The organism is Cellulomonas sp. S1-8, from assembly GCF_026184235.1.
In the GTDB taxonomy this organism is placed as follows: domain Bacteria; phylum Actinomycetota; class Actinomycetes; order Actinomycetales; family Cellulomonadaceae; genus Cellulomonas.
On the sequence record NZ_CP110806.1, the window covers coordinates 2,339,613 to 2,357,976 of the forward strand.

The following is an 18,364-nucleotide window of genomic DNA, read 5'->3' on the forward strand; positions in this document are numbered from 1 at the left end:
TCAGTCCCCGCTGAAGGACACGTACGCGCCGGGGTCCGCCTGCGACAGCATCTTGCTGTACCGGTCCATGAACCCGCGGTAGGCGTTGAAGCCGGAGATCTTGCGCTTGGCCATGGGGAGGAGCCCGCTCATCCCGCCCGACTTCACCGCGTAGCTCGTGATCATCGTGCGCACGGTGATGCGGCCGACCGCACGGTCGACCTCGACGTCGAAGAACAGGACGGGGTCCGTGCTCTCGCGTGTCATGTCACGGATGGACACGGACACCTTGTTGGCGCTGCGCTCCCCGACCTTCAGCCAGCCGCTCTCGTCCTCCACGGCCGCCGCTGCGGTGGTGACCAGGTCCAGCGCCTGGGTCGCGGACAGGGCGCCGGAGGCGACCGACATCGATGCCTTGGACTGCAGCGGGCGCGCCTCCCACCCACTGCTGACCGACTGGAGCGCCATTGTTCCTCCGGCTGCGTTGCCTGGGGGCCGCCCGACGCGACCCCAGGACACGCTGCTCGCGCGTCCATCAGAGTGATCGGCTACTGAACGGTACTCCTTGTGTGGACACGCGTTCAATTCACCCGAACAGGCGAAGGTGACAGCCCGGTCAGGAGGACCAAGGTCCTGCAGGGCACATCAGGGGGCGTCGGCGGCCCGCTCGTCCGCCCGCTCGACGGCCAGCCGCTCCCACAGGGCGTCGACCTGCTGCACCAGGTCCTCGTCGCTGCCCGCCCCGTCCAGGACGACGTCGGCGACCGCGAGCCGCTCCTCGTCCCGCGCCTGCGCGGCCACCCGGGCCTCCGCGTCCGCGCGGTCCATGCCCCGCAGCCGCACCAGCCGCTCGACCCGCAGCACCGCAGGGGTGTGCACGACCACGACGACGTGGAAGTCCTCGGCCTGCCCGGTCTCGACGAGCAGCGGGATGTCGTGGACCACCACCGCGCCCGCGTCGAGCACCACCGCGGCGGCCTCCCGCTCGGCCGACAGGCGCCGGACGACGGGGTGCACGATCGCGTCGAGCCGGGCACGGGCCTGCGGGTCGGCGAACACGACGCGGCCGAGCGCCGCCCGGTCCAGCTCCCCCGCCGCGTCGAGGACCGCCGGCCCGAACTCCTCGACGACGGCATCGAGCCCGACGGAGCCCGGCGCCACCGCCTCGCGCGCGAGCAGGTCGGCGTCGACGACCACCGCCCCCCGCTCGCCGAACCTGCGCGCCGCGACCGACTTGCCCGCCGCGATCCCTCCGGTCAGTCCGATCCTCTGCATCGACCCATCGTGGCGCTCGCGGCGGACCCGCGCGACCCCGCCGCCGTGCCTGTCCCGCCGCCGGCGCCCCCGGTACGCCGACGGCCGGCCACCCGAGGGTGACCGGCCGTCGTCGTGGTGCGGTCGCGGGCGGGCCCGCGACCGGCGTCAGTTGCCCGTGAGCTTCTCGCGCAGGGCGGCGAGCGCCTCGTCCGACGCGAGGGTCCCGGTGACCTCGTCGCTCGCCGACGAGTACGTCGACGGCGCGGGGCCGCTGCTGCTGCTGCTGCTCCCGGCCGGGGCGTCCGGCGCCGAGGAGGCCTCGGCGTCCGCCTGGACCGCCGCGGTGACCTGCTTGCGGTGCGCGTCCCAGCGCTCGTGAGCGGCCGCGTACTGGGCCTCCCACGCCTCGCGCTGGGTCTCGAAGCCCTCGAGCCACTCGTTCGTCGTCGAGTCGAAGCCCTCCGGGTACTTGTAGTTGCCCTGGTCGTCGTACTCCGCCGCCATGCCGTACAGCGCGGGGTCGAAGTCGTCCGACTCGGGGTCGAAGCCCTCGTTCGCCTGCTTGAGCGACAGCGAGATCCGGCGACGCTCGAGGTCGATGTCGATGACCTTGACGAACACGTCGCCGCCGACCTGGACGACCTGCTCCGGGATCTCGACGTGGCGCACGGCCAGCTCCGAGATGTGGACCAGGCCCTCGATGCCGTCCTCGACACGCACGAACGCGCCGAACGGGACGAGCTTGGTGACCTTGCCGGGGACGACCTGGCCGATGGCGTGCGTCCGGGCGAACGCCTGCCACGGGTCCTCCTGCGTCGCCTTCAGCGACAGGGAGACCCGCTCGCGGTCGAAGTCGACCTCGAGCACCTCGACGGTGACCTCCTGGCCGACCTCGACGACCTCGGAGGGGTGGTCGATGTGCTTCCAGGAGAGCTCGGACACGTGGACGAGCCCGTCCACGCCACCCAGGTCGACGAACGCACCGAAGTTGACGATCGAGGACACGACACCGGGGCGGACCTGGCCCTTCTGCAGCGTCTGCAGGAAGGTCGAGCGGACCTCGGACTGCGTCTGCTCGAGCCACGCACGCCGCGACAGCACGACGTTGTTGCGGTTCTTGTCGAGCTCGATGATCTTGGCCTCGATCTCCTTGCCGACGTACGGCTGGAGGTCGCGGACGCGACGCATCTCCACCAGCGACGCGGGCAGGAAGCCACGCAGACCGATGTCGAGGATGAGGCCGCCCTTGACGACCTCGATGACGGTGCCGGTGACGACGCCGTCCTCTTCCTTGATCTTCTCGATCGTGCCCCAGGCGCGCTCGTACTGCGCGCGCTTCTTGGACAGGATCAGCCGGCCTTCCTTGTCCTCCTTCTGGAGGACCAGGGCCTCGACCGCGTCGCCGACCTTGACCACGTCGCCGGGGTCCACGTCGTGCTTGATGGACAGCTCGCGGGACGGGATGACGCCCTCGGTCTTGTAACCGATGTCGAGCAGGACCTCGTCGCGGTCGACCTTGACGATGGTGCCCTCGACGATGTCGCCATCGTTGAAGTACTTGATGGTGGCGTCGATGGCTGCGAGGAAGTCCTCGGCCGAACCGATGTCGTTCACCGCGACCTGCGGGCTGGCGGGCTTCGCGGGGGTGGAGATGCTCATGTAGTGGTGGGCTCCGATGCGGACAGGAAGTAGTGCGGACAGGGATGATGCGGACAGGTTGGTGTCGCCGTGGCGACGCGCCCTCCTGACGGGCTCGTCCCGACGAGGACGCGCGGCACCGCCGTCCACCTTATCGGGTGGACGGCGGGGCAGGCAAAGGCACGGTCAGGACAGCGCGCGCGCCACCGTCAGGAGGTCCTGCGGGACGAACTTGACCTTGCCCGCGACCTCGTCGAGGGGCAGCAGGACGACCTCCTCGCCGCGCAGCGCCGTCATGACGTTCGAGGTGCCGGCCGTGACGGCGTCCATCGCGGCGACGCCGAACCGCGACGCGAGGATGCGGTCCGCGGCCGTGGGGATGCCGCCGCGCTGCGTGTGGCCGAGGACGGTGACGCGCGTGTCGAACCCCGTGCGCTGCTCGATCTCGACCTTGAGCCGCTCGCCGATGGCACCGGCCACGATCTCGCCGAACTTGCCGACCTGCGTCTCGTAGTGCATCGACGTGCCCTCGGCCGGCACGGCGCCCTCGGCGACGACGACGATCGAGAAGCTCGCGTGCGCACGGTGGCGGTGCTTGAGGAACCGCTCGATGCGTTCGATGTCGAAGGGCTCCTCGGGGGCCAGCACGAGCTCGGCACCGCCCGCGATGCCCGACGTCACGGCGATCCAGCCCGCGTGCCGACCCATCACCTCGACGACCATCACGCGGTTGTGCGACTCGGCCGTGGTGTGGATGCGGTCGATCGCCTCGGTGGCGATGCCCACGGCCGTGTCGAAGCCGATCGAGGCGTCCGTGCCCCAGACGTCGTTGTCGATCGTCTTGGGGATGCCGACGACCTTGACGCCGGCCTCGGCCACCTTGCTCGCGGCGTTGAGGGTGCCGTCCCCGCCGATGCAGATGAGGGCCTCGATGCGCTCCGCCTCGAGCGTCGCCAGCGCCGCGTCCAGGCCGCCGTCCGACGCGTGCGGGTGGTACCGGGCCGTGCCCAGGAGCGTGCCGCCCGTCGGCAGGACGTTGCGGATGTGCTGGCGGGTCAGCGGCATGACGTCGCCGTCGACGACGCCCTTCCAGCCGTTGCGGAACCCGATGATGGAGTGCCCGTGCGTCCCCTCGCCGCGCTTGACGACCGCTCGGATCGCGGCGTTCAGGCCGGGCACGTCGCCGCCGCCCGTCAGCAGACCGACTCGCACGCTGGAGCTCCTCGTTCGCAGGGGTCACCCCCGGGACGTCAGGGGGCCGGGCGCGCTCCGACGCAGCGCCCGGGCCACCCTACCGACGCCCGGAGCCCGGGGACGTGCCTTCGGTCCCGTCGCGGCGTACCGGACGGCGACCGGTGCGTGACGGGTCGGCGACCGGACGGTGGCCGGACGGTGCGCCGGTGAGCCGACCGTCAGGCGGGCCGGCCCAGGTCGAGGTCCCGGCCGGGGATCGCGTCCAGCAGGGTGCGCGTGTAGTCGGTGCGCGGCGTGTCGAAGACCTCGTCGACCGTGCCCTGCTCGACGATGCGACCAGCCTGCATGACGCACACCTCGTCGGCGATCTGCCGCACCACGGCCAGGTCGTGGCTGATGAACAGGTACGTCAGCCCGAGGCCGTCCTGCAGGTCGGCCAGGAGCCGCAGGACCTGCGCCTGGACGATGACGTCGAGCGCCGACACCGCCTCGTCGCAGACCACGAGCTCCGGCTCGAGCGCGAGCGCCCGCGCGATCGCGACGCGCTGGCGCTGACCACCGGAGAGCTCGGCCGGGTACCGACCCAGGAGCCCTGCGGGCAGCGCCACCTGGTCCAGGAGCTCGCGGACACGGGCGTGGCGCTGCGTGCGGTCGCCGAGCCCGTGCGCCCGCAACGGCTCCTCCACGGTCCGGTACACCGTGAACAGCGGGTCCAGCGACGCGAACGGGTCCTGGAAGATCGGCTGCACGCGACGCCGGAACGCGACCTCACCGGCCCGGTCGTGCTGGGTGACGTCCTCACCGTCGAACCGGATGGTCCCCGACGTCGGACGCAGGAGGTCGAGCATCATGCGCGCGACGGTGGACTTGCCCGACCCGGACTCCCCCACGACGGCGAGCGTCCGGCCGCGTGGGACGACGAAGCTGACGTCGTCGACCGCGGTGAAGACGCTCGACCGCCCGAGCAGCCCGCGACCCCGGATCGGGAAGACCTTCGTCACGTGGTCGACCTCGACCAGGGGCGCCGGCGTGCCACCGTCGACCTCCCGCGCCGGGGTCCGTGCGACGGCGGTCGCCGGTGCCAGGTCCTGGGGCGCCGGCTGCGCGACGTCGACGCCGTGCCGCGCGAGCTCGATGCGTCGCGACGCGAGCGACGGGGCCGCGGCGAGGAGACGGCGCGTGTACTCGTGCTGCGGGTCGGTGAGGATGGAGCGGGCGTCGCCCTGCTCGACGACCTCGCCGCGGTACATCACGACGACGCGGTCCGCGCGCTCGGCCGCGAGGCCGAGGTCGTGCGTGATGAGCAGCACGGCGACACCGAGCCGGTCCGTGAGGTCGGTCAGCCCGTCGAGGATGGTGCGCTGCACCGTCACGTCGAGGGCCGACGTCGGCTCGTCCGCGATGAGCAGGGCCGGACGCGCCGCGAGACCCACGGCGATGAGCGCGCGCTGCCGCATGCCGCCCGAGAACTCGTGCGGGTACTGCTGCGCCCGCCGCTGCGCGTCGGGCAGCCCGGCCTCGGCGAGCAGCTCGATCGTGCGTGCCCGTGCCGCACGTCCGCGCACGACGCCGTTGTCCACGAGCGTCTCGTCGACCTGCGTGCCCACCCGGCGCACGGGGTTGAGGTTCGACATGGGGTCCTGCGGGACCATCCCGATGCGGGAACCGCGCAACCGGTGCATCGCGGCGGGGCCGAGGGCCACGAGGTCGTCGCCGTCGAACAGGATCTGGCCGGCGGTCACGGAGCCGTTCGCCGCGAGCAGGCCGATCACCGCGGCGGCCGTCGTCGACTTCCCGGAACCGGACTCCCCCACGACCGCCACCGTCTGGCCGGCGTGGACGTCGAACGAGACCCCGCGGACGGCCGTCGCGCGACCCGCCTCGGTGCGGAACGTCACCTCGAGGTCGCGGATCCTCAGCAGCGGCTCGGCCGTGGTCCCGTCGGCGGCGTCAGGTGCGCTCGTCATCATCGTCTCCTCGATCGCGGGTCGAGCGCCTCGCGCAACGCCTCGCCGAACAGCGTGAACCCGAGCGCGGTGACCGAGATGCAGACGCCGGGCCACAGCGCCAGGCGCGGGGCGATCTCGAGCTCGTTCTGCGCGGCGACGAGCATGCGCCCCCACTCGGCGGTGGTCGGCGAGCCGCCACCCAGACCGAGGAAGGACAGCGCCGCGGCCTCGATGACGGCGGTCGCGAGCAGCAGCGTGGCCTGCACGATCACGGGTGAGACGCTGTTGGGCAGGACGTGGCTCATGGTGACCGTGCGCCGCGAGAGGCCCAGCGAGCGCGCCGCCAGGACGTAGTCCTGACCCTTCTGGGCCAGCATCGACCCGCGCAGCAGCCGCGCGAACACCGGCACCTGGACGACGCCGATCGCGATGACCACCGCCGACGGCGACTGCCCCGCGACCGCGGCAATCGAGACCGCGAGCAGCAGGCTGGGCACCGCGAGCATGAGGTCGACCAGGCGCATCGCGGCCGAGTCGACCCAACCGCCGAAGGCACCGGCCAGGAGGCCCAGGACCATGCCGCCTGCGAGCCCCAGCAGCGTCGAGAGCACGCCGATCAGCAGGGACGCGCGCGCACCCCAGATGAGCTGCGACAGCAGGTCGGCGCCGTAGCGGTCGAGCCCCAACGGGTGCTCGGGCGACGGCCCGGGGATGTACGTGGGGCGCACCTCGGCGCGGCCCGGCAGCTCGCCGGGTCCGTACGGGGCGAGAAGGGGGGCCAGGACGGCGACCAGCACGAACGCCACGACGATGACGACGCCGAGGATCGCGGCGGGGTTGCGCACGAGCCTGCGCGCCGCGACCCGCCACAGGGACTCGCCGGCGCGTCGGTCACGCGCCAGCGCGCCGCCCGCGTCGACGGGGTCCTGCGGGACCTCGTACACCTCGGGTGCGCTCATCGCGTCCTCATCCTCGGGTCGATCAGGCCGTACGACACGTCCACCATCAGGTTCACCAGCGCATAGACCACCGCGATGAGCAGGATGAAGCCCTGCAGCACCGCGTAGTCGAGGTTGAACACCGCGTCGGCGAGGAACTTGCCCACGCCCGGGAAGGCGAAGACCGTCTCGGTGAGCACGGCCCCGGACAGCAGCAGGCCCACCTGGAGCCCGATCGTCGTCGCGACGGGCAGCATCGCGTTGTGCAGGATCACGCGGCTGCGCACGTGCGTCGCGGACAGACCCTTGGCCCGGGCCGTGCGCACGTAGTCGGCGTGCTGCACGTCGATCACCGACGCGCGCGTGATCCGCGCGATGATCGCCAGCGGGATGGTCCCGAGGGCGAGGGCCGGCAGCACGAGGTGGACGAACGCGTCCCAGGCCGCGTCCCACTCGCGCGTCAGGATGCCGTCGAGCACGTAGAAGCCCGTCGGGTGGGTCGCGACCATCGCCGGGTCCTGGCGCCCGGACGACGGGAACCAGTCGAGCTGCACGGCGAACAGCCACTTGAGCAGGAAAGCAAGGAAGAACACCGGGATCGTCACGCCGAGCAGCGACGTCACGACCGCGGCGTGGTCGATCAGCTTCCCCTGCCGCCGGGCGGCGAGGTATCCGAGCGGGACCCCGACGCCGACCGCGACGAGCAGCGCGACCAGCGACAGCTCGATGGTGGCAGGGAACCGCGCGAGGAACTCGTCGAGCACGGGCCTGCCCGTACGGGTCGAGACACCGAAGTTGCCCTGCACCAGCTGGCCGAGCCACGTGACGTACTGCTCGACCAGCGGCCGGTCGAAGCCGTAGAGCTCGTTGATGCGCGAGACCGCCTCGGGGGTCGCGCGCTCCCCCAGGAGAGCCGTTGCCGGCCCTCCCGGGAGAGCACGCACCCACAGGAACAGCAGCACCGACAACCCGAGCAGCGTCGGGACGAGCAGCGCGAGGCGCCGCAGGATCAGTCGGGTCATCGGGTCGAGCAGCTCCTCAGTCGCCGAGCGTGATCACGTTGTAGACCTCGTCCTGGACCGGCGAGGCCGGGTAGCCCTGGACGTCGTCCTTGAACGCGAGCGACGGCACGGGGTGCGCGAGCGGGACCCCGGGCAGGAACTCGAGGATCGCCGCGTTCGCCTCCTCGTACGCCGCGGTCTGCTCGTCGACGTCGGCGACGTACCGCGCGTCGTTGATCGCCGCGAACAGCTCGGGGTTGTCGAAGCCCCACTCGTTCGAGGCGCCGCCGAAGAAGACGCCGATGAAGTTGTAGGTGTCGTTGTAGTCACCGGTCCACCCCAGCAGGTGCAGCCCGTGCTCGGTACCGCCCTGGATCTTGTCGAGGTACTCCGGGTTCCACGGGTCCGGCACCGGGTTCACCGTGATCCCGACGGCCTCCAGGTCCGCCTCGATCGCCGTGAACACCTGCTCGGGCGTCGGCATGTAGGGCCGCGAGACGTTCGTCGGGTAGTTGAAGTCGATCGTCAGGTCCGACTTCCCGGCCTCGGCGAGCAGCGTCCGCGCCCGGTCGGGGTCGTAGTCGTAGGTCTCGACGTCGGCGTTCCACCCCGCGACGGCCGGCGGCACGAAGTTCGTCGCGACCTCGGTGCCCTCGGGCAGCGTCTGCGCGACGAGCGCCTCCTTGTTGATCGCGTGCGCGATGGCCTGCCGCACCTTGGGCTCGGCCAGGTCGGGGTTGGCCTGGTTCATGCCGAGGTACAGCACGTTGAACGGGTCGCGGTTGACGATCTGGAAGCCGGCCTCCTCGAGGGCGACGACGTCGGCGGGGCCGACCAGGTCGTAGCCGTCGATGTCGCCGGCCTGCAGGGCCTGCCGACGCGCGGTCGCGTCCGAGATGATCGGGAAGACGATGCGCCGGACCTGTCCCTGCTCGCCCCAGTACTCGTCGTACGCGCTGAGGACGACCTCCTCGCCCGGGCTCCAGGACTCGAACGTGAACGGCCCGGTCCCCGTCGGGTGGCCGGTGGCGTACTCGGGCAGCACGGGCGCCTCGCCGTCGCCGGTCACGCCGTCAGCGTCGTACTCCTCCAGCGCCGTCGGCGACTGCATCGAGAACGAGGGCAGGGACAGCGCGGAGATCAGCTCGGGCAGCGGGCTCTGGAGGTTGACGACGGCGGTCGACGCGTCGACGGCCTCGCAGGACTCGTACTTGCCGGTGCCGTCGAGGGTCTCGACGTCGCTGCTCGCGAACCCGCCGTTGACCTTCTGCCAGTAGTACGACAGCGACTCCGACTGCAGGACGCCGGTGAAGTTGTTCCACCGCTCGAAGTTGAAGCACACCGCCTCGGCGTCGAAGGGCGTGCCGTCGTGGAAGGTCACGTCCTCCTTCAGGGCGAACGTGTACTCCAGGCCGTCGTCGCTCACCTCCCACGACTCGGCGAGGAGCGGGGCCGGGTCGGCCGTGCCGGGCTCGACCCCGACGAGCCCCTCGAAGATCTGGCGTGCCACGCGGAACGACTCGCCGTCGCTCGCGAAGGCGGGGTCGAGCGACGCGGGGTCGGCCGACGCGGCGAAGATGAACGTGTCGCGTCCTGCGGAGGTCGCGCCGTCGTCGGCGCCGCCCTCCGGGTCGCGGTCGCTCGCGGCGCACGCGGTGAGGGCGAGCCCCACCACGAGCCCGCCTGCGACGATCTGCCACCTGTTCCTCACTGCAGCCACCTCTCGTCAGGGCGCGGTCGTGCACCGCGCCGCGCGGGCCTGGCCGACCCTAGGTCGGGTGTGTCACGCGGATGTTACGCACCGGTACGGATTCGGCATCGGACACACTGGCAGCATGTCGGACGAACTGCCGGACGGCGCGCTGGCCGCTGCGGGGTACCGCGACGTGCCCGACGACCAGGGCGGACGCGCGGCCCGTGGCTGGTGGGACGCCAACGCGCGGGACTACCTCGACGAGCACGGCGCCTTCCTCGGCCCCGCCGACCTGCTGTGGTGCCCCGAGGGCCTGCGCGAGTCGCAGGCCCGCCTGCTCGGCGACGTGCGCGGCGCGCGGGTCCTGGAGCTGGGCGCCGGGGCGGCGCAGGGCACCCGGTGGTTGCGCACGGCGGCCGGTGCCGACGCGGTCGCGACCGACGTCTCGGCCGGCATGCTCGCCGCGGCCGCGCGCCTCGACGCGGCGACCGGCAGCCGCACACCGCTCGTGCAGGCCGACGCCCGTGCACTGCCCTTCGCGGACGCGTCCTTCGACGTCGCCTTCACGGCCTTCGGGGCGTTGCCCTTCGTGCCGGACCCGGCGCGCGTGCACGAGGAGGTCCGCCGCGTCCTGCGGCCCGGCGGCCGGTGGGTGTTCTCCGTGACCCACCCGGTGCGGTGGGCGTTCCCCGACGACCCCGGCGTCGGCGGCCTGACCGCGACCCGCTCGTACTTCGACCGGCGCCCGTACGTGGAGTCCGCGGCCGACGGGCGCGTGCTCTACGCGGAGTACCACCGCACGATCGCCGACCACGTCGCCGACGTCGTGGGCGCCGGGCTCGTGCTCGACGGGCTCGTCGAGCCGGAGTGGCCCGCCGGGCACGAGCGGGTGTGGGGAGGATGGGGGCCGGTGCGCGGCGCCCGGTTGCCCGGGACTCTCATCGTGCGCACGCACCGACCCCCGTCCTGACTCAGTGCGCCGTGGCCTTCTCGGCCCCGGCGCCCGTGAGGGAACGCACCTCCATCTCGGCGAACTTCTCCGGGTGCGGAGGCTCCTTCGACAGCAGCGTCCCGATGATCCCGAGCAGGAACGCGAGCGGGATCGAGATGATCCCCGGGTTCTCCAGCGGGAAGACCGAGAAGTCCACCGAGGTGTCGCGGATCATCGACAGGCTGTCGCCGGTCACCGGGTCGACCTTGCCGGAGACCACGGGCGAGAGCGCGATGAGCACGACGCACGAGATGAGCCCGCCGTACATGCTCCACAGCGCCCCGGACGTGTTGAACCGCTTCCAGAACAGCGAGTAGATGATCGTCGGCAGGTTCGCCGACGCCGCCACCGCGAACGCGAGGGCCACGAGGAACGCCACGTTCTGCCCGTTGGCGAAGATGCCGCCCACGATCGCGAGCGCACCGATCACGAGGACCGTGATGCGCGCGACGCGCACCTCGCCGTCGGGCGCGACCTCGCCGTGCTTGATCACGTTCGCGTAGATGTCGTGCGCGAAGGAGGCCGCAGCCGTGATCGTCAGACCGGCGACCACCGCCAGGATCGTCGCGAACGCGACGGCCGAGATGATCCCGAGCAGGAACACCCCACCGAGCTCGTAGGCGAGCAGCGGAGCCGCCGAGTTGGCCTTGCCAGGTGCCGCCATGATCGTCTCGGGTCCCACCAGCGCACCGGCGCCGTACCCCAGCACGAGGGTGAACAGGTAGAAGATCCCGATCAGCCAGATCGCCCACACCACCGACCGCCGCGCCTCCTTGGCGGACGGGACGGTGTAGAACCGCATGAGGACGTGGGGCAGGCCCGCGGTCCCCAGGACGAGCGCCAGCGCGAGCGACAGGAAGTTCAGCTGCGTGAGCGCCGACGCGCCGTACTGCGCGCCCGGCTCGATCACCCTCTCCCCGTTCTCACCCGCGCTGTCGATCGCGCCCTGCAGCAGCGCCGACAGGTCGAACCCGAACTTGGCCAGCACCCAGACCGTCATGACGCCCGCACCGACGATGAGCAGGATCGCCTTGATGATCTGCACCCAGGTGGTGCCCTTCATGCCCCCGACCAGGACGTAGACGATCATCAGCGCGCCCACGACCGCGATGACGACGGCCTGGCCCGCGAGGTTGTCGATGCCGAGGAGCAGGGCGACCAGGCCGCCGGCTCCGGCCATCTGCGCCAGCAGGTAGAAGAAGACGACCGCGAGCGTCGAGATCGCGGCCGCCATGCGGACCGGACGCTGCTTGAGCCGGAAGGACAGCACGTCGGCCATCGTGAAGCGGCCCGTGTTGCGCAGCAGCTCGGCGACGAGCAGCAGCGCGACCAGCCAGGCCACCAGGAACCCGATCGAGTACAGGAAGCCGTCGTAGCCGTAGATCGCGATCGCACCGCAGATGCCGAGGAACGACGCTGCCGACAGGTAGTCGCCGGCGATGGCGGTGCCGTTCTGCGGCCCGGTGAACGACCGGCCGGCCGCGTAGTAGTCCGCCGCGCTCTTGTTGTTGCGGGACGCGCGGAACACGATGATCAGCGTCACCAGGACGAAGGCGCCGAAGATCGCGATGTTGACGACGGGCTCGCCGATCTGCCCGCTCGGGGCGGCGGCGGCGAGCACGGGGGCGTCGAACCGGGTCATGCGTGGCTCCCCTCACCGGCACGAGCGGCGGGGCCGTCGTCCGTCAGCGCTCCGGACTCGATCTGCACGCGCAGCTCCTCGGCCACGGCGTCCTGCTTCTGGTTCGCCCACCGCGCGTACGTCATGGTGATGACGAACGTCGAGACGAACTGCCCGAGGCCGAACAGCAGGCCGACCGTGATGTTGCCGCTGACCCGGGTGCTCATGAACTCGTGCGCGTAGTTGGCGAGCAGGACGTACAGGAAGTACCACGCGAGGAAGAGGGCGGTCATCGGGAACACGAAGTTGCGGAACCTGCGGCGCAGGTCCTGGAACTCGGGTGAGCGTTGGACGCGCTGGTAGTCGGTCTCATGATGTGTCTGGGACACATGCACCTCCGCTGGTCCGGGCGGCCCCGTCGCCGCCAAGGGGCAACTGTGGCCTACATCACCCCCACATTTCCACCCATCGCACCGCGAACTTCGCGCGAGGTCTCGCGGTGCTCGACGGTCGTCACACGATCCGGTGACACGCCGGGCGCGGTGGGTCCCGATGGCGTACGGTGCGCCGGCTCAGTGGCCCGCGGCGTGCCAGCTCGCGCCCACGCCCACCGACACGTCGAGGGGCACGTCGAGCGCCCCGCCGGGCAACCCGTCACCGGCGCGTGCCATCTGGTCGCGCACGAGCGCCTCGACCTCCTCGCGCTCCCCGTCGGCCACCTCGAGCACGAGCTCGTCGTGGACCTGCAGGAGCATCCGCGAGCGCAGCTCGCGGCGTGCCAGCTCCCGGTCGACACCCAGCATCGCGACCTTGACGAGGTCGGCCGCGCTGCCCTGGATCGGGGCGTTGAGCGCCATCCGCTCGGCCGTCTCGCGGCGCTGCCGGTTGTCGCTCGTGAGGTCCGGCAGGTAGCGCCGCCGGCCCAGGATCGTCGCCGTGTAACCCGTCGAGCGCGCCTCGTCGACGACGCCGGTCAGGTAGTCGCGCACGCCGCCGAACCGGGCGAAGTAGTCCGTCATGAGCGCGGACGCCTCGGACACCTCGATCGCGAGCTGCTGCGACAGCCCGTACGACGACAGCCCGTACGCCAGGCCGTAGCTCATCGCCTTGATCTTGGACCGCATCGCGGACGTGACCTCGTCCGTCGGCACGCCGAACACGCGGGACCCGACGTAGCTGTGCAGGTCCTCCCCCGACCGGAACGCCTCGATGAGGGCGGCGTCGCCCGAGAGGTGCGCCATGATCCGCATCTCGATCTGCGAGTAGTCGGCGGTCAGCAGCGTCGCGTACCCGGGCCCGACGACGAAGGTGCGGCGGATCTGACGTCCCGCGTCGGTGCGGATCGGGATGTTCTGCAGGTTCGGGTCCGCCGACGAGAGCCGGCCCGTGGCGGCGATCGTCTGCTGGAAGGTGGTGCGGATGCGTCCGTCGTCGCCGATGGAGCGCAGCAGACCCTCGACCGTCTGGCGCAGCCGGATCGCGTCACGGTGCGCGAGCAGGTGCTCGAGGAAGGGATGCCCGGTGCGCGCGAAGAGGTCGGTGAGGGCCGCGGCGTCGGTCGTCCACCCCGTCTTGTTGCGCTTGGTGCGCGGCATGCCGAGCTGGTCGAACAGCACCTCCTGCAGCTGCTTGGGGGACCCGAGGTTGACCTCGCGGTCGATGACCGCGTACGCGTCGGCGGCGGCGCCCCGCACCTCGTCGTCGAACGCGCGCTCGAGCGAGGCCAGGTCGTCGCGGTCGATCGCGATCCCCGTGCGCTCCATGCGCGCCAGCACGCCCTGCAGCGGCAGCTCGAGGTCCGTCAGCAGACCCGTGGCCCCCCGGTCGGCGACCTCGCCGCCGAGCGTCTCGACCAGGTCGCGCACCGCGGCCGCACGCACGGCCGCGCGGCGGCCCTCGTCCGCCCCGTCGACCTCGAGGTCGAGGGCACCCTGGCCGTCCCCGGCGGCGGCGTCGCTGCCGAGCTCGCGGTGCAGGTAGCCGATCGCCAGGTCGGGCAGGTCGTACGCCCGCCGGTCCGGCTGGCACAGGTAGGCAGCGAGCTCGGTGTCGAACCGCACGCCGCGCAGCGCCATGCCACGCCCGTCGAGCGCGTGCCACGCCTCCTTCGCGGCGTGCAGGGCCTTGCCGCGGTCGTCGTCCGCGAGCCACGCCACGAGCGCCGCCTCGTCGGCCGGCTCGATGGCGGTGAGGTCGTAGGCCACGGCCTGGCCCGCGGCGTCCGCGATCGCGATCCCCCACGCGTCGCCGCGCCCGGGCGCACCCGTCCCGCGCACGTCGAGGCCGAGGACCTCGCCCGCACGGGCGTCGAGCCAGGCACCGAGCCCGCCGACGCCGGTCTGCACCATGTCGATCGCCGCGGCGGTCGCGACGCGCTCGTCGCGACCCTCGTCGGGCAGCATCGCGAACAGCCGGTCGCGCAGGGTGCGGAACTCGAGCCCGTCGAGCATCTCGTGCAGCGCCGCGCGGTCCCACGGGCGCGCCGCGAGGTCCTCGGGACCGACCGGCAGCTCGAGGTCGTCGAGCAGCCGGTTCAGCTCGCGGTTGAGGGCGACCTGCTCGAGGTTCGCGCGCAGCGACTCCCCCGCCTTGCCGGTGATCCGCTCGGCGTTCTCGAGCACGCCGGCCAGGCCGTCGTACTGCGCGATCCACTTCGCGGCCGTCTTCGGACCCACGCCGGGCACGCCCGGCAGGTTGTCGCTCGTCTCGCCGACGAGCGCCGCCAGGTCCGGGTACCGCTCGGGCGGCAGCCCGTACTTCGCCTCGACCGCGTCGGGCGTCATCCGGGTCACCTCGGACACGCCGCGCACCGGGTACAGCACGGTGACCGTCGGGCCCACGAGCTGGAACGTGTCCCGGTCCCCCGAGCAGATCAGGACCTCCATGCCCTGGTCGCGGGCCTGCGCCGTGAGCGTCGCCAGGATGTCGTCGGCCTCGAAGCCCGGCTTGTCGATCACCTGCACGTGCATCGTCGCGAGCAGGGCCCGGATGATGTCGACCTGACCGCGGAACGGCTCGGGGGTGGCGGCCCGATTGCCCTTGTACGACTCGAGCCGCTCCGTGCGGAACGTCGTGCGACCCGCGTCGAACGCGACCGCGACGTGCGTCGGCTCCTCGTCGCGCAGCAGGTTCGCGAGCATCGACGTGAACCCGAAGACCGCGTTGGTCGGCTGCCCCGTGGAGGTCGCGAAGTTCTCCACCGGCAACGCGTAGAACGCCCGGTAGGCCATCGAGTGCCCGTCGATGAGGAGCAGTCGCGGGGTCGTCGAGGTGGTCGTCGAGGTGCGGGTCGCTGGCTGGTCGGCACTCACGGTGTCAACCTATCTGCCATGTCCGACATCCCTTTCGCCGTCCCGTCGACCGCCGGCACGCTCCTTGACCGCATGGGCATCGAGGTGACGCACGTCGACGCGGACGGCGCCACCGGCACCATGCCGGTGGCCGGGAACACCCAGCCCTACGGCCTGCTCCACGGCGGTGCGTCGGCCGTGCTCGCCGAGACCCTCGGCTCGCTCGCGGCCGCTGCGCACGCCGGTCCGGGCCGCGCCGCGGTGGGGATCGAGCTCAACGCGACGCACCACCGGTCGGCCCGCAGCGGTGTGGTCGTGGGCCACGCCCGTGCGCTGCACCGCGGTCGGTCGCTGGTGACCTACGAGGTCGTGGTGGAGGACGGGGACGGTCGGCGGCTGTGCACCGCGCGACTCACCTGCATGGTCATCGACGCCCCCGTCTGAAGCACGCCCGCGTCGTCCTCGGCGGGCACGGCACGGGCGCGCGCCCGCCGTCGCCGCTCGAGGAGGTCCTCCAGGCCGCGCGCGGCGGAGCGCCGGGCGGGCGCCGGTGCGTCGAGCGCGAGCCGCCGGTGCAGGGCCGTCGTGCTCACCGCGCGGTGCGCCGCCGCGGGTGCGAACCCCAGCCGGGCGAGGAACCGCTGCATGCCGCGGGAGCCCGGCAGCGGCGCCGCGTAGACGTCCGTCGCCCCGGCCTCGTCGGCGATCTCGGCGGCCGCCTGGAGCATCGCGTGCCCCAGCCCGCGTCGGCGCGACTCCGGCCGCACGTAGACGGCGTCGAGGCTCAGCACGACCGCGTCGGAGAGCAGGCCCGGGCCCAGCAGCCGGCACAGCGCCACCCCGGCGGGCTCGTCGTCGAACGTCGCGACCAGGACGACGCCGTCCGGGACCGAGCCCAGGACGGACAGCTGCTCGCGCAGCCGCTCCCGGTCGTCCGAGCACAGCTGCCGACCGACGCCCGACTCGGTGCGCGCCTGCAGGCAGAGCTCGACGAGGTCCTCGAGGTCGGACGCAGACGCGTGTCGCACGTGCACACCTGGCCGCACCGTGGGCCTCCCGGGGATGAGGGTGGAGCTCGGCGGCGCGCGCCTCCCCCGCTCCGTGCGCCCTGGCTCGATGATGGCCCAGCACATGGCACCCTGCCTAGGGCGAGCCACGTCACGTCCTGGTGAACACCGCGGCAACCGCCAGGTTCCGGGCACGGTGTGACTCAGTTCGCTACCGATCGGTAGCCCGCTCTCGCGCTGACGTAATGAACAAGACACAATCCCTGCCTATCGTCTGCTGTCCGGTGGGCGAGGGCTCACCACTTCGACGTACGGCGCCTCCCAGCCCGTGCCCGACCACGAGGACGGAGGTCTGACGTGCGAGCAGTCGCGTGCCGGGACCGTTCCGTCGCCCTGCGACGCGGGGGGGCCGGCGTCCTGCTGGTGCTCCTGTCCGCCCTGTCGACGATCCTCGTCGGCGGGGCCGCGCACGCGGCGACCGCACCCTGCAGTCCGGACGACGCCACGGCGTGCCTCAACGTGACCGTCACGGTGCCCGGCACCGGACCGGTCGCCGGGGTCACCCTCACCGTCGAGGGCGGGGACGAGCCGGTGACCGCGACCACGGACGACGCGGGCAAGGTCTCGGTGACGCTGACCGCTGCCGGCGACTACACCGTGACCGTGGACGAGAGCACGCTGCCGGCGGGCACGGTCCTGCGGGACCCGGCCGCGAACGGCGCCACCGTGGCTGTCGCGCTCGGCCGCTCCGCGGGCCGCATCGTGCAGATCGTCCCCCCGGGCGAGGCCGGTGGTGCCACCGGGGAGCAGACGGACGACGCGTCGGCCAGCGCCGCACCCGACGACGCGAGCACGGCCGGGGTCGACTCCGAGGCCGGTGCCGAGGCCGAGGCCAGCGCCGAGGCGTCCGCCGGTCCCGGGACCAACCGGTACGCCCAGCTCGTCCTCGCGGGCATCGTGTTCGGCGTCCTGCTCGCCCTGGCCTCGCTCGGTGCGAACCTCATCTACGGCACGACGGGCCTGTCGAACTTCGCCCACGGCGAGCTCGTGACGCTCGGTGGGATGACCGCGTTCATGGCCGTGCAGTGGTGGAACCTCCCGCTGTGGGCCGCGATCGTCGTCTCCACGGCCGCGGGCGGTGTCGTCGGCTGGCTGCTCAACCGGGTGATCTTCGCGCCCCTGCGGCGCCGCGGCGTCGGGATCACGCAGCAGATGATCGTGACGATCGGTCTGTCGCTCGCGGGGCTGTCCGCGTTCCTCTTCTTCTACGGCGCCCAGCCCGCGCCCATCGTGGCCGGCATCTCCCAGCGCATGCAGATCGGTCCGGTCCAGATCTCCGGGCAGTCGTTGGTGTCCGTCGGCGTCGCGCTCGTCGTGCTCGCCGCGGTCGCCTTCGCGCTGTCCCGGACGCGGCTCGGTCGCGCCACCCGGGCCGTGTCGGACAACCCCGCGCTGGCGGCCGCCACCGGTATCAAGGTCGAGTCGGTCATCAGCCGCGTGTGGATCGTGTCCGCCGCGCTCGCCTCGCTCGGCGGCGTGCTGCTCGCGCTGTACCTGAACACGACGCGGTTCAACTTCGGGTCGACGCTGCTGCTGCTGATGTTCGCCGCGATCACCCTCGGCGGTCTGGGCTCGCCGCTCGGGGCGGTGCTCGGCGCGCTGGTCATCGGCCTCGTCGTGGAGCTGTCGACGATCGTCCTGCCGAACGACATGCGCTACGCGAGCGCGCTCGTGATCCTCATCCTCGTCCTGCTGCTCCGGCCGCAGGGCATCCTCGGGCGCGCCGAGCGCATCGGTTAGCGGGAG

Annotated in this window: 15 protein-coding genes; 3 read left to right on the forward strand and 12 right to left on the reverse strand. The window is 72.2% G+C overall.

Annotated elements, in window-relative coordinates; translation table 11 throughout:
* The 8 genes from OKX07_RS10500 to OKX07_RS10535 all read right to left on the reverse strand — a co-directional run bounded on the left by OKX07_RS10500 (position 1) and on the right by OKX07_RS10535 (position 9,667).
* Entirely contained in the window at positions 1 to 447 is a 447-nt protein-coding gene (locus OKX07_RS10500) for a hypothetical protein (RefSeq protein WP_265628030.1), read from the reverse strand.
* A 177-nt stretch (positions 448 to 624) separates the two neighbouring features.
* Complete coding sequence (coaE, locus tag OKX07_RS10505; protein ID WP_265628031.1) at positions 625 to 1,254, reverse strand: dephospho-CoA kinase; 630 nt, start codon at positions 1,252 to 1,254, stop codon at positions 625 to 627.
* 147 nt (positions 1,255 to 1,401) lie between these two features.
* Positions 1,402 to 2,895, reverse strand: coding sequence for a 30S ribosomal protein S1 (gene rpsA, locus OKX07_RS10510; RefSeq protein WP_265628032.1), 1,494 nt, complete (start codon positions 2,893 to 2,895; stop codon positions 1,402 to 1,404).
* A 165-nt stretch (positions 2,896 to 3,060) separates the two neighbouring features.
* Positions 3,061 to 4,086, reverse strand: a complete 1,026-nt coding sequence (locus tag OKX07_RS10515; RefSeq protein ID WP_265628033.1) for a 6-phosphofructokinase — start codon at positions 4,084 to 4,086, stop codon at positions 3,061 to 3,063.
* 200 nt (positions 4,087 to 4,286) lie between these two features.
* Positions 4,287 to 6,035, reverse strand: a complete 1,749-nt coding sequence (locus OKX07_RS10520) for an ABC transporter ATP-binding protein (RefSeq protein ID WP_265628034.1) — start codon at positions 6,033 to 6,035, stop codon at positions 4,287 to 4,289.
* Positions 6,035 to 6,976 carry an ABC transporter permease gene (locus OKX07_RS10525; RefSeq protein ID WP_265628035.1) on the reverse strand — a complete coding sequence of 314 codons (942 nt, stop codon included), beginning with the start codon at positions 6,974 to 6,976 and terminating at the stop codon, positions 6,035 to 6,037. The genes OKX07_RS10520 and OKX07_RS10525 overlap by 1 nt, the downstream gene beginning before the upstream one ends.
* Positions 6,973 to 7,977: an ABC transporter permease gene (locus OKX07_RS10530; protein WP_265628036.1), complete on the reverse strand. Its 1,005-nt coding sequence runs from the start codon at positions 7,975 to 7,977 to the stop codon at positions 6,973 to 6,975. The genes OKX07_RS10525 and OKX07_RS10530 overlap by 4 nt, the downstream gene beginning before the upstream one ends.
* A gap of 16 nt (positions 7,978 to 7,993) precedes the next feature.
* Entirely contained in the window at positions 7,994 to 9,667 is a 1,674-nt protein-coding gene (locus OKX07_RS10535; protein WP_265628037.1) for an ABC transporter substrate-binding protein, read from the reverse strand.
* Positions 9,668 to 9,791: 124 nt separating this feature from the next.
* On the opposite strand from OKX07_RS10535, the gene OKX07_RS10540 reads away from it, so the two are divergent.
* Positions 9,792 to 10,619, forward strand: a complete 828-nt coding sequence (locus tag OKX07_RS10540) for a class I SAM-dependent methyltransferase (RefSeq protein WP_265628038.1) — start codon at positions 9,792 to 9,794, stop codon at positions 10,617 to 10,619.
* A 1-nt stretch (position 10,620) separates the two neighbouring features.
* Here OKX07_RS10540 and OKX07_RS10545 read toward each other — a convergent pair whose 3' ends face one another.
* The 3 genes from OKX07_RS10545 to polA all read right to left on the reverse strand — a co-directional run bounded on the left by OKX07_RS10545 (position 10,621) and on the right by polA (position 15,572).
* Entirely contained in the window at positions 10,621 to 12,282 is a 1,662-nt protein-coding gene (locus tag OKX07_RS10545) for a cation acetate symporter (protein WP_265628039.1), read from the reverse strand.
* Positions 12,279 to 12,650, reverse strand: coding sequence for a DUF485 domain-containing protein (locus OKX07_RS10550; RefSeq protein WP_265628040.1), 372 nt, complete (start codon positions 12,648 to 12,650; stop codon positions 12,279 to 12,281). The genes OKX07_RS10545 and OKX07_RS10550 overlap by 4 nt, the downstream gene beginning before the upstream one ends.
* 183 nt (positions 12,651 to 12,833) lie before the next feature.
* Positions 12,834 to 15,572, reverse strand: a complete 2,739-nt coding sequence (gene polA / locus OKX07_RS10555) for a DNA polymerase I (RefSeq protein ID WP_265628041.1) — start codon at positions 15,570 to 15,572, stop codon at positions 12,834 to 12,836.
* 18 nt (positions 15,573 to 15,590) lie between these two features.
* On the opposite strand from polA, the gene OKX07_RS10560 reads away from it, so the two are divergent.
* Entirely contained in the window at positions 15,591 to 15,995 is a 405-nt protein-coding gene (locus tag OKX07_RS10560) for a PaaI family thioesterase (RefSeq protein ID WP_265628042.1), read from the forward strand.
* Here OKX07_RS10560 and OKX07_RS10565 read toward each other — a convergent pair.
* On the reverse strand, positions 15,911 to 16,579 hold the full coding sequence (locus OKX07_RS10565) for a GNAT family N-acetyltransferase (protein ID WP_265628043.1): 669 nt from the start codon (positions 16,577 to 16,579) through the stop codon (positions 15,911 to 15,913). The genes OKX07_RS10560 and OKX07_RS10565 overlap by 85 nt on opposite strands.
* A 336-nt stretch (positions 16,580 to 16,915) precedes the next feature.
* Between OKX07_RS10565 and OKX07_RS10570 the strand changes: the two genes are divergently transcribed.
* Positions 16,916 to 18,358, forward strand: a complete 1,443-nt coding sequence (locus OKX07_RS10570; RefSeq protein WP_265628044.1) for a branched-chain amino acid ABC transporter permease — start codon at positions 16,916 to 16,918, stop codon at positions 18,356 to 18,358.
* Positions 18,359 to 18,364: the final 6 nt, after the last annotated feature.

Coding starts and splice junctions, on each gene's coding strand:
- OKX07_RS10500 (WP_265628030.1), bottom strand. CDS start 447: ATGGCGCTCCAGTCGGTCAGCAGTGGGTGGGAGGCGCGCCCGCTGCAG.
- coaE (WP_265628031.1), bottom strand. CDS start 1,254: ATGCAGAGGATCGGACTGACCGGAGGGATCGCGGCGGGCAAGTCGGTC.
- rpsA (WP_265628032.1), bottom strand. CDS start 2,895: ATGAGCATCTCCACCCCCGCGAAGCCCGCCAGCCCGCAGGTCGCGGTG.
- OKX07_RS10520 (WP_265628034.1), bottom strand. CDS start 6,035: ATGACGAGCGCACCTGACGCCGCCGACGGGACCACGGCCGAGCCGCTG.
- OKX07_RS10525 (WP_265628035.1), bottom strand. CDS start 6,976: ATGAGCGCACCCGAGGTGTACGAGGTCCCGCAGGACCCCGTCGACGCG.
- OKX07_RS10530 (WP_265628036.1), bottom strand. CDS start 7,977: ATGACCCGACTGATCCTGCGGCGCCTCGCGCTGCTCGTCCCGACGCTG.
- OKX07_RS10540 (WP_265628038.1), top strand. CDS start 9,792: ATGTCGGACGAACTGCCGGACGGCGCGCTGGCCGCTGCGGGGTACCGC.
- OKX07_RS10545 (WP_265628039.1), bottom strand. CDS start 12,282: ATGACCCGGTTCGACGCCCCCGTGCTCGCCGCCGCCGCCCCGAGCGGG.
- OKX07_RS10560 (WP_265628042.1), top strand. CDS start 15,591: ATGTCCGACATCCCTTTCGCCGTCCCGTCGACCGCCGGCACGCTCCTT.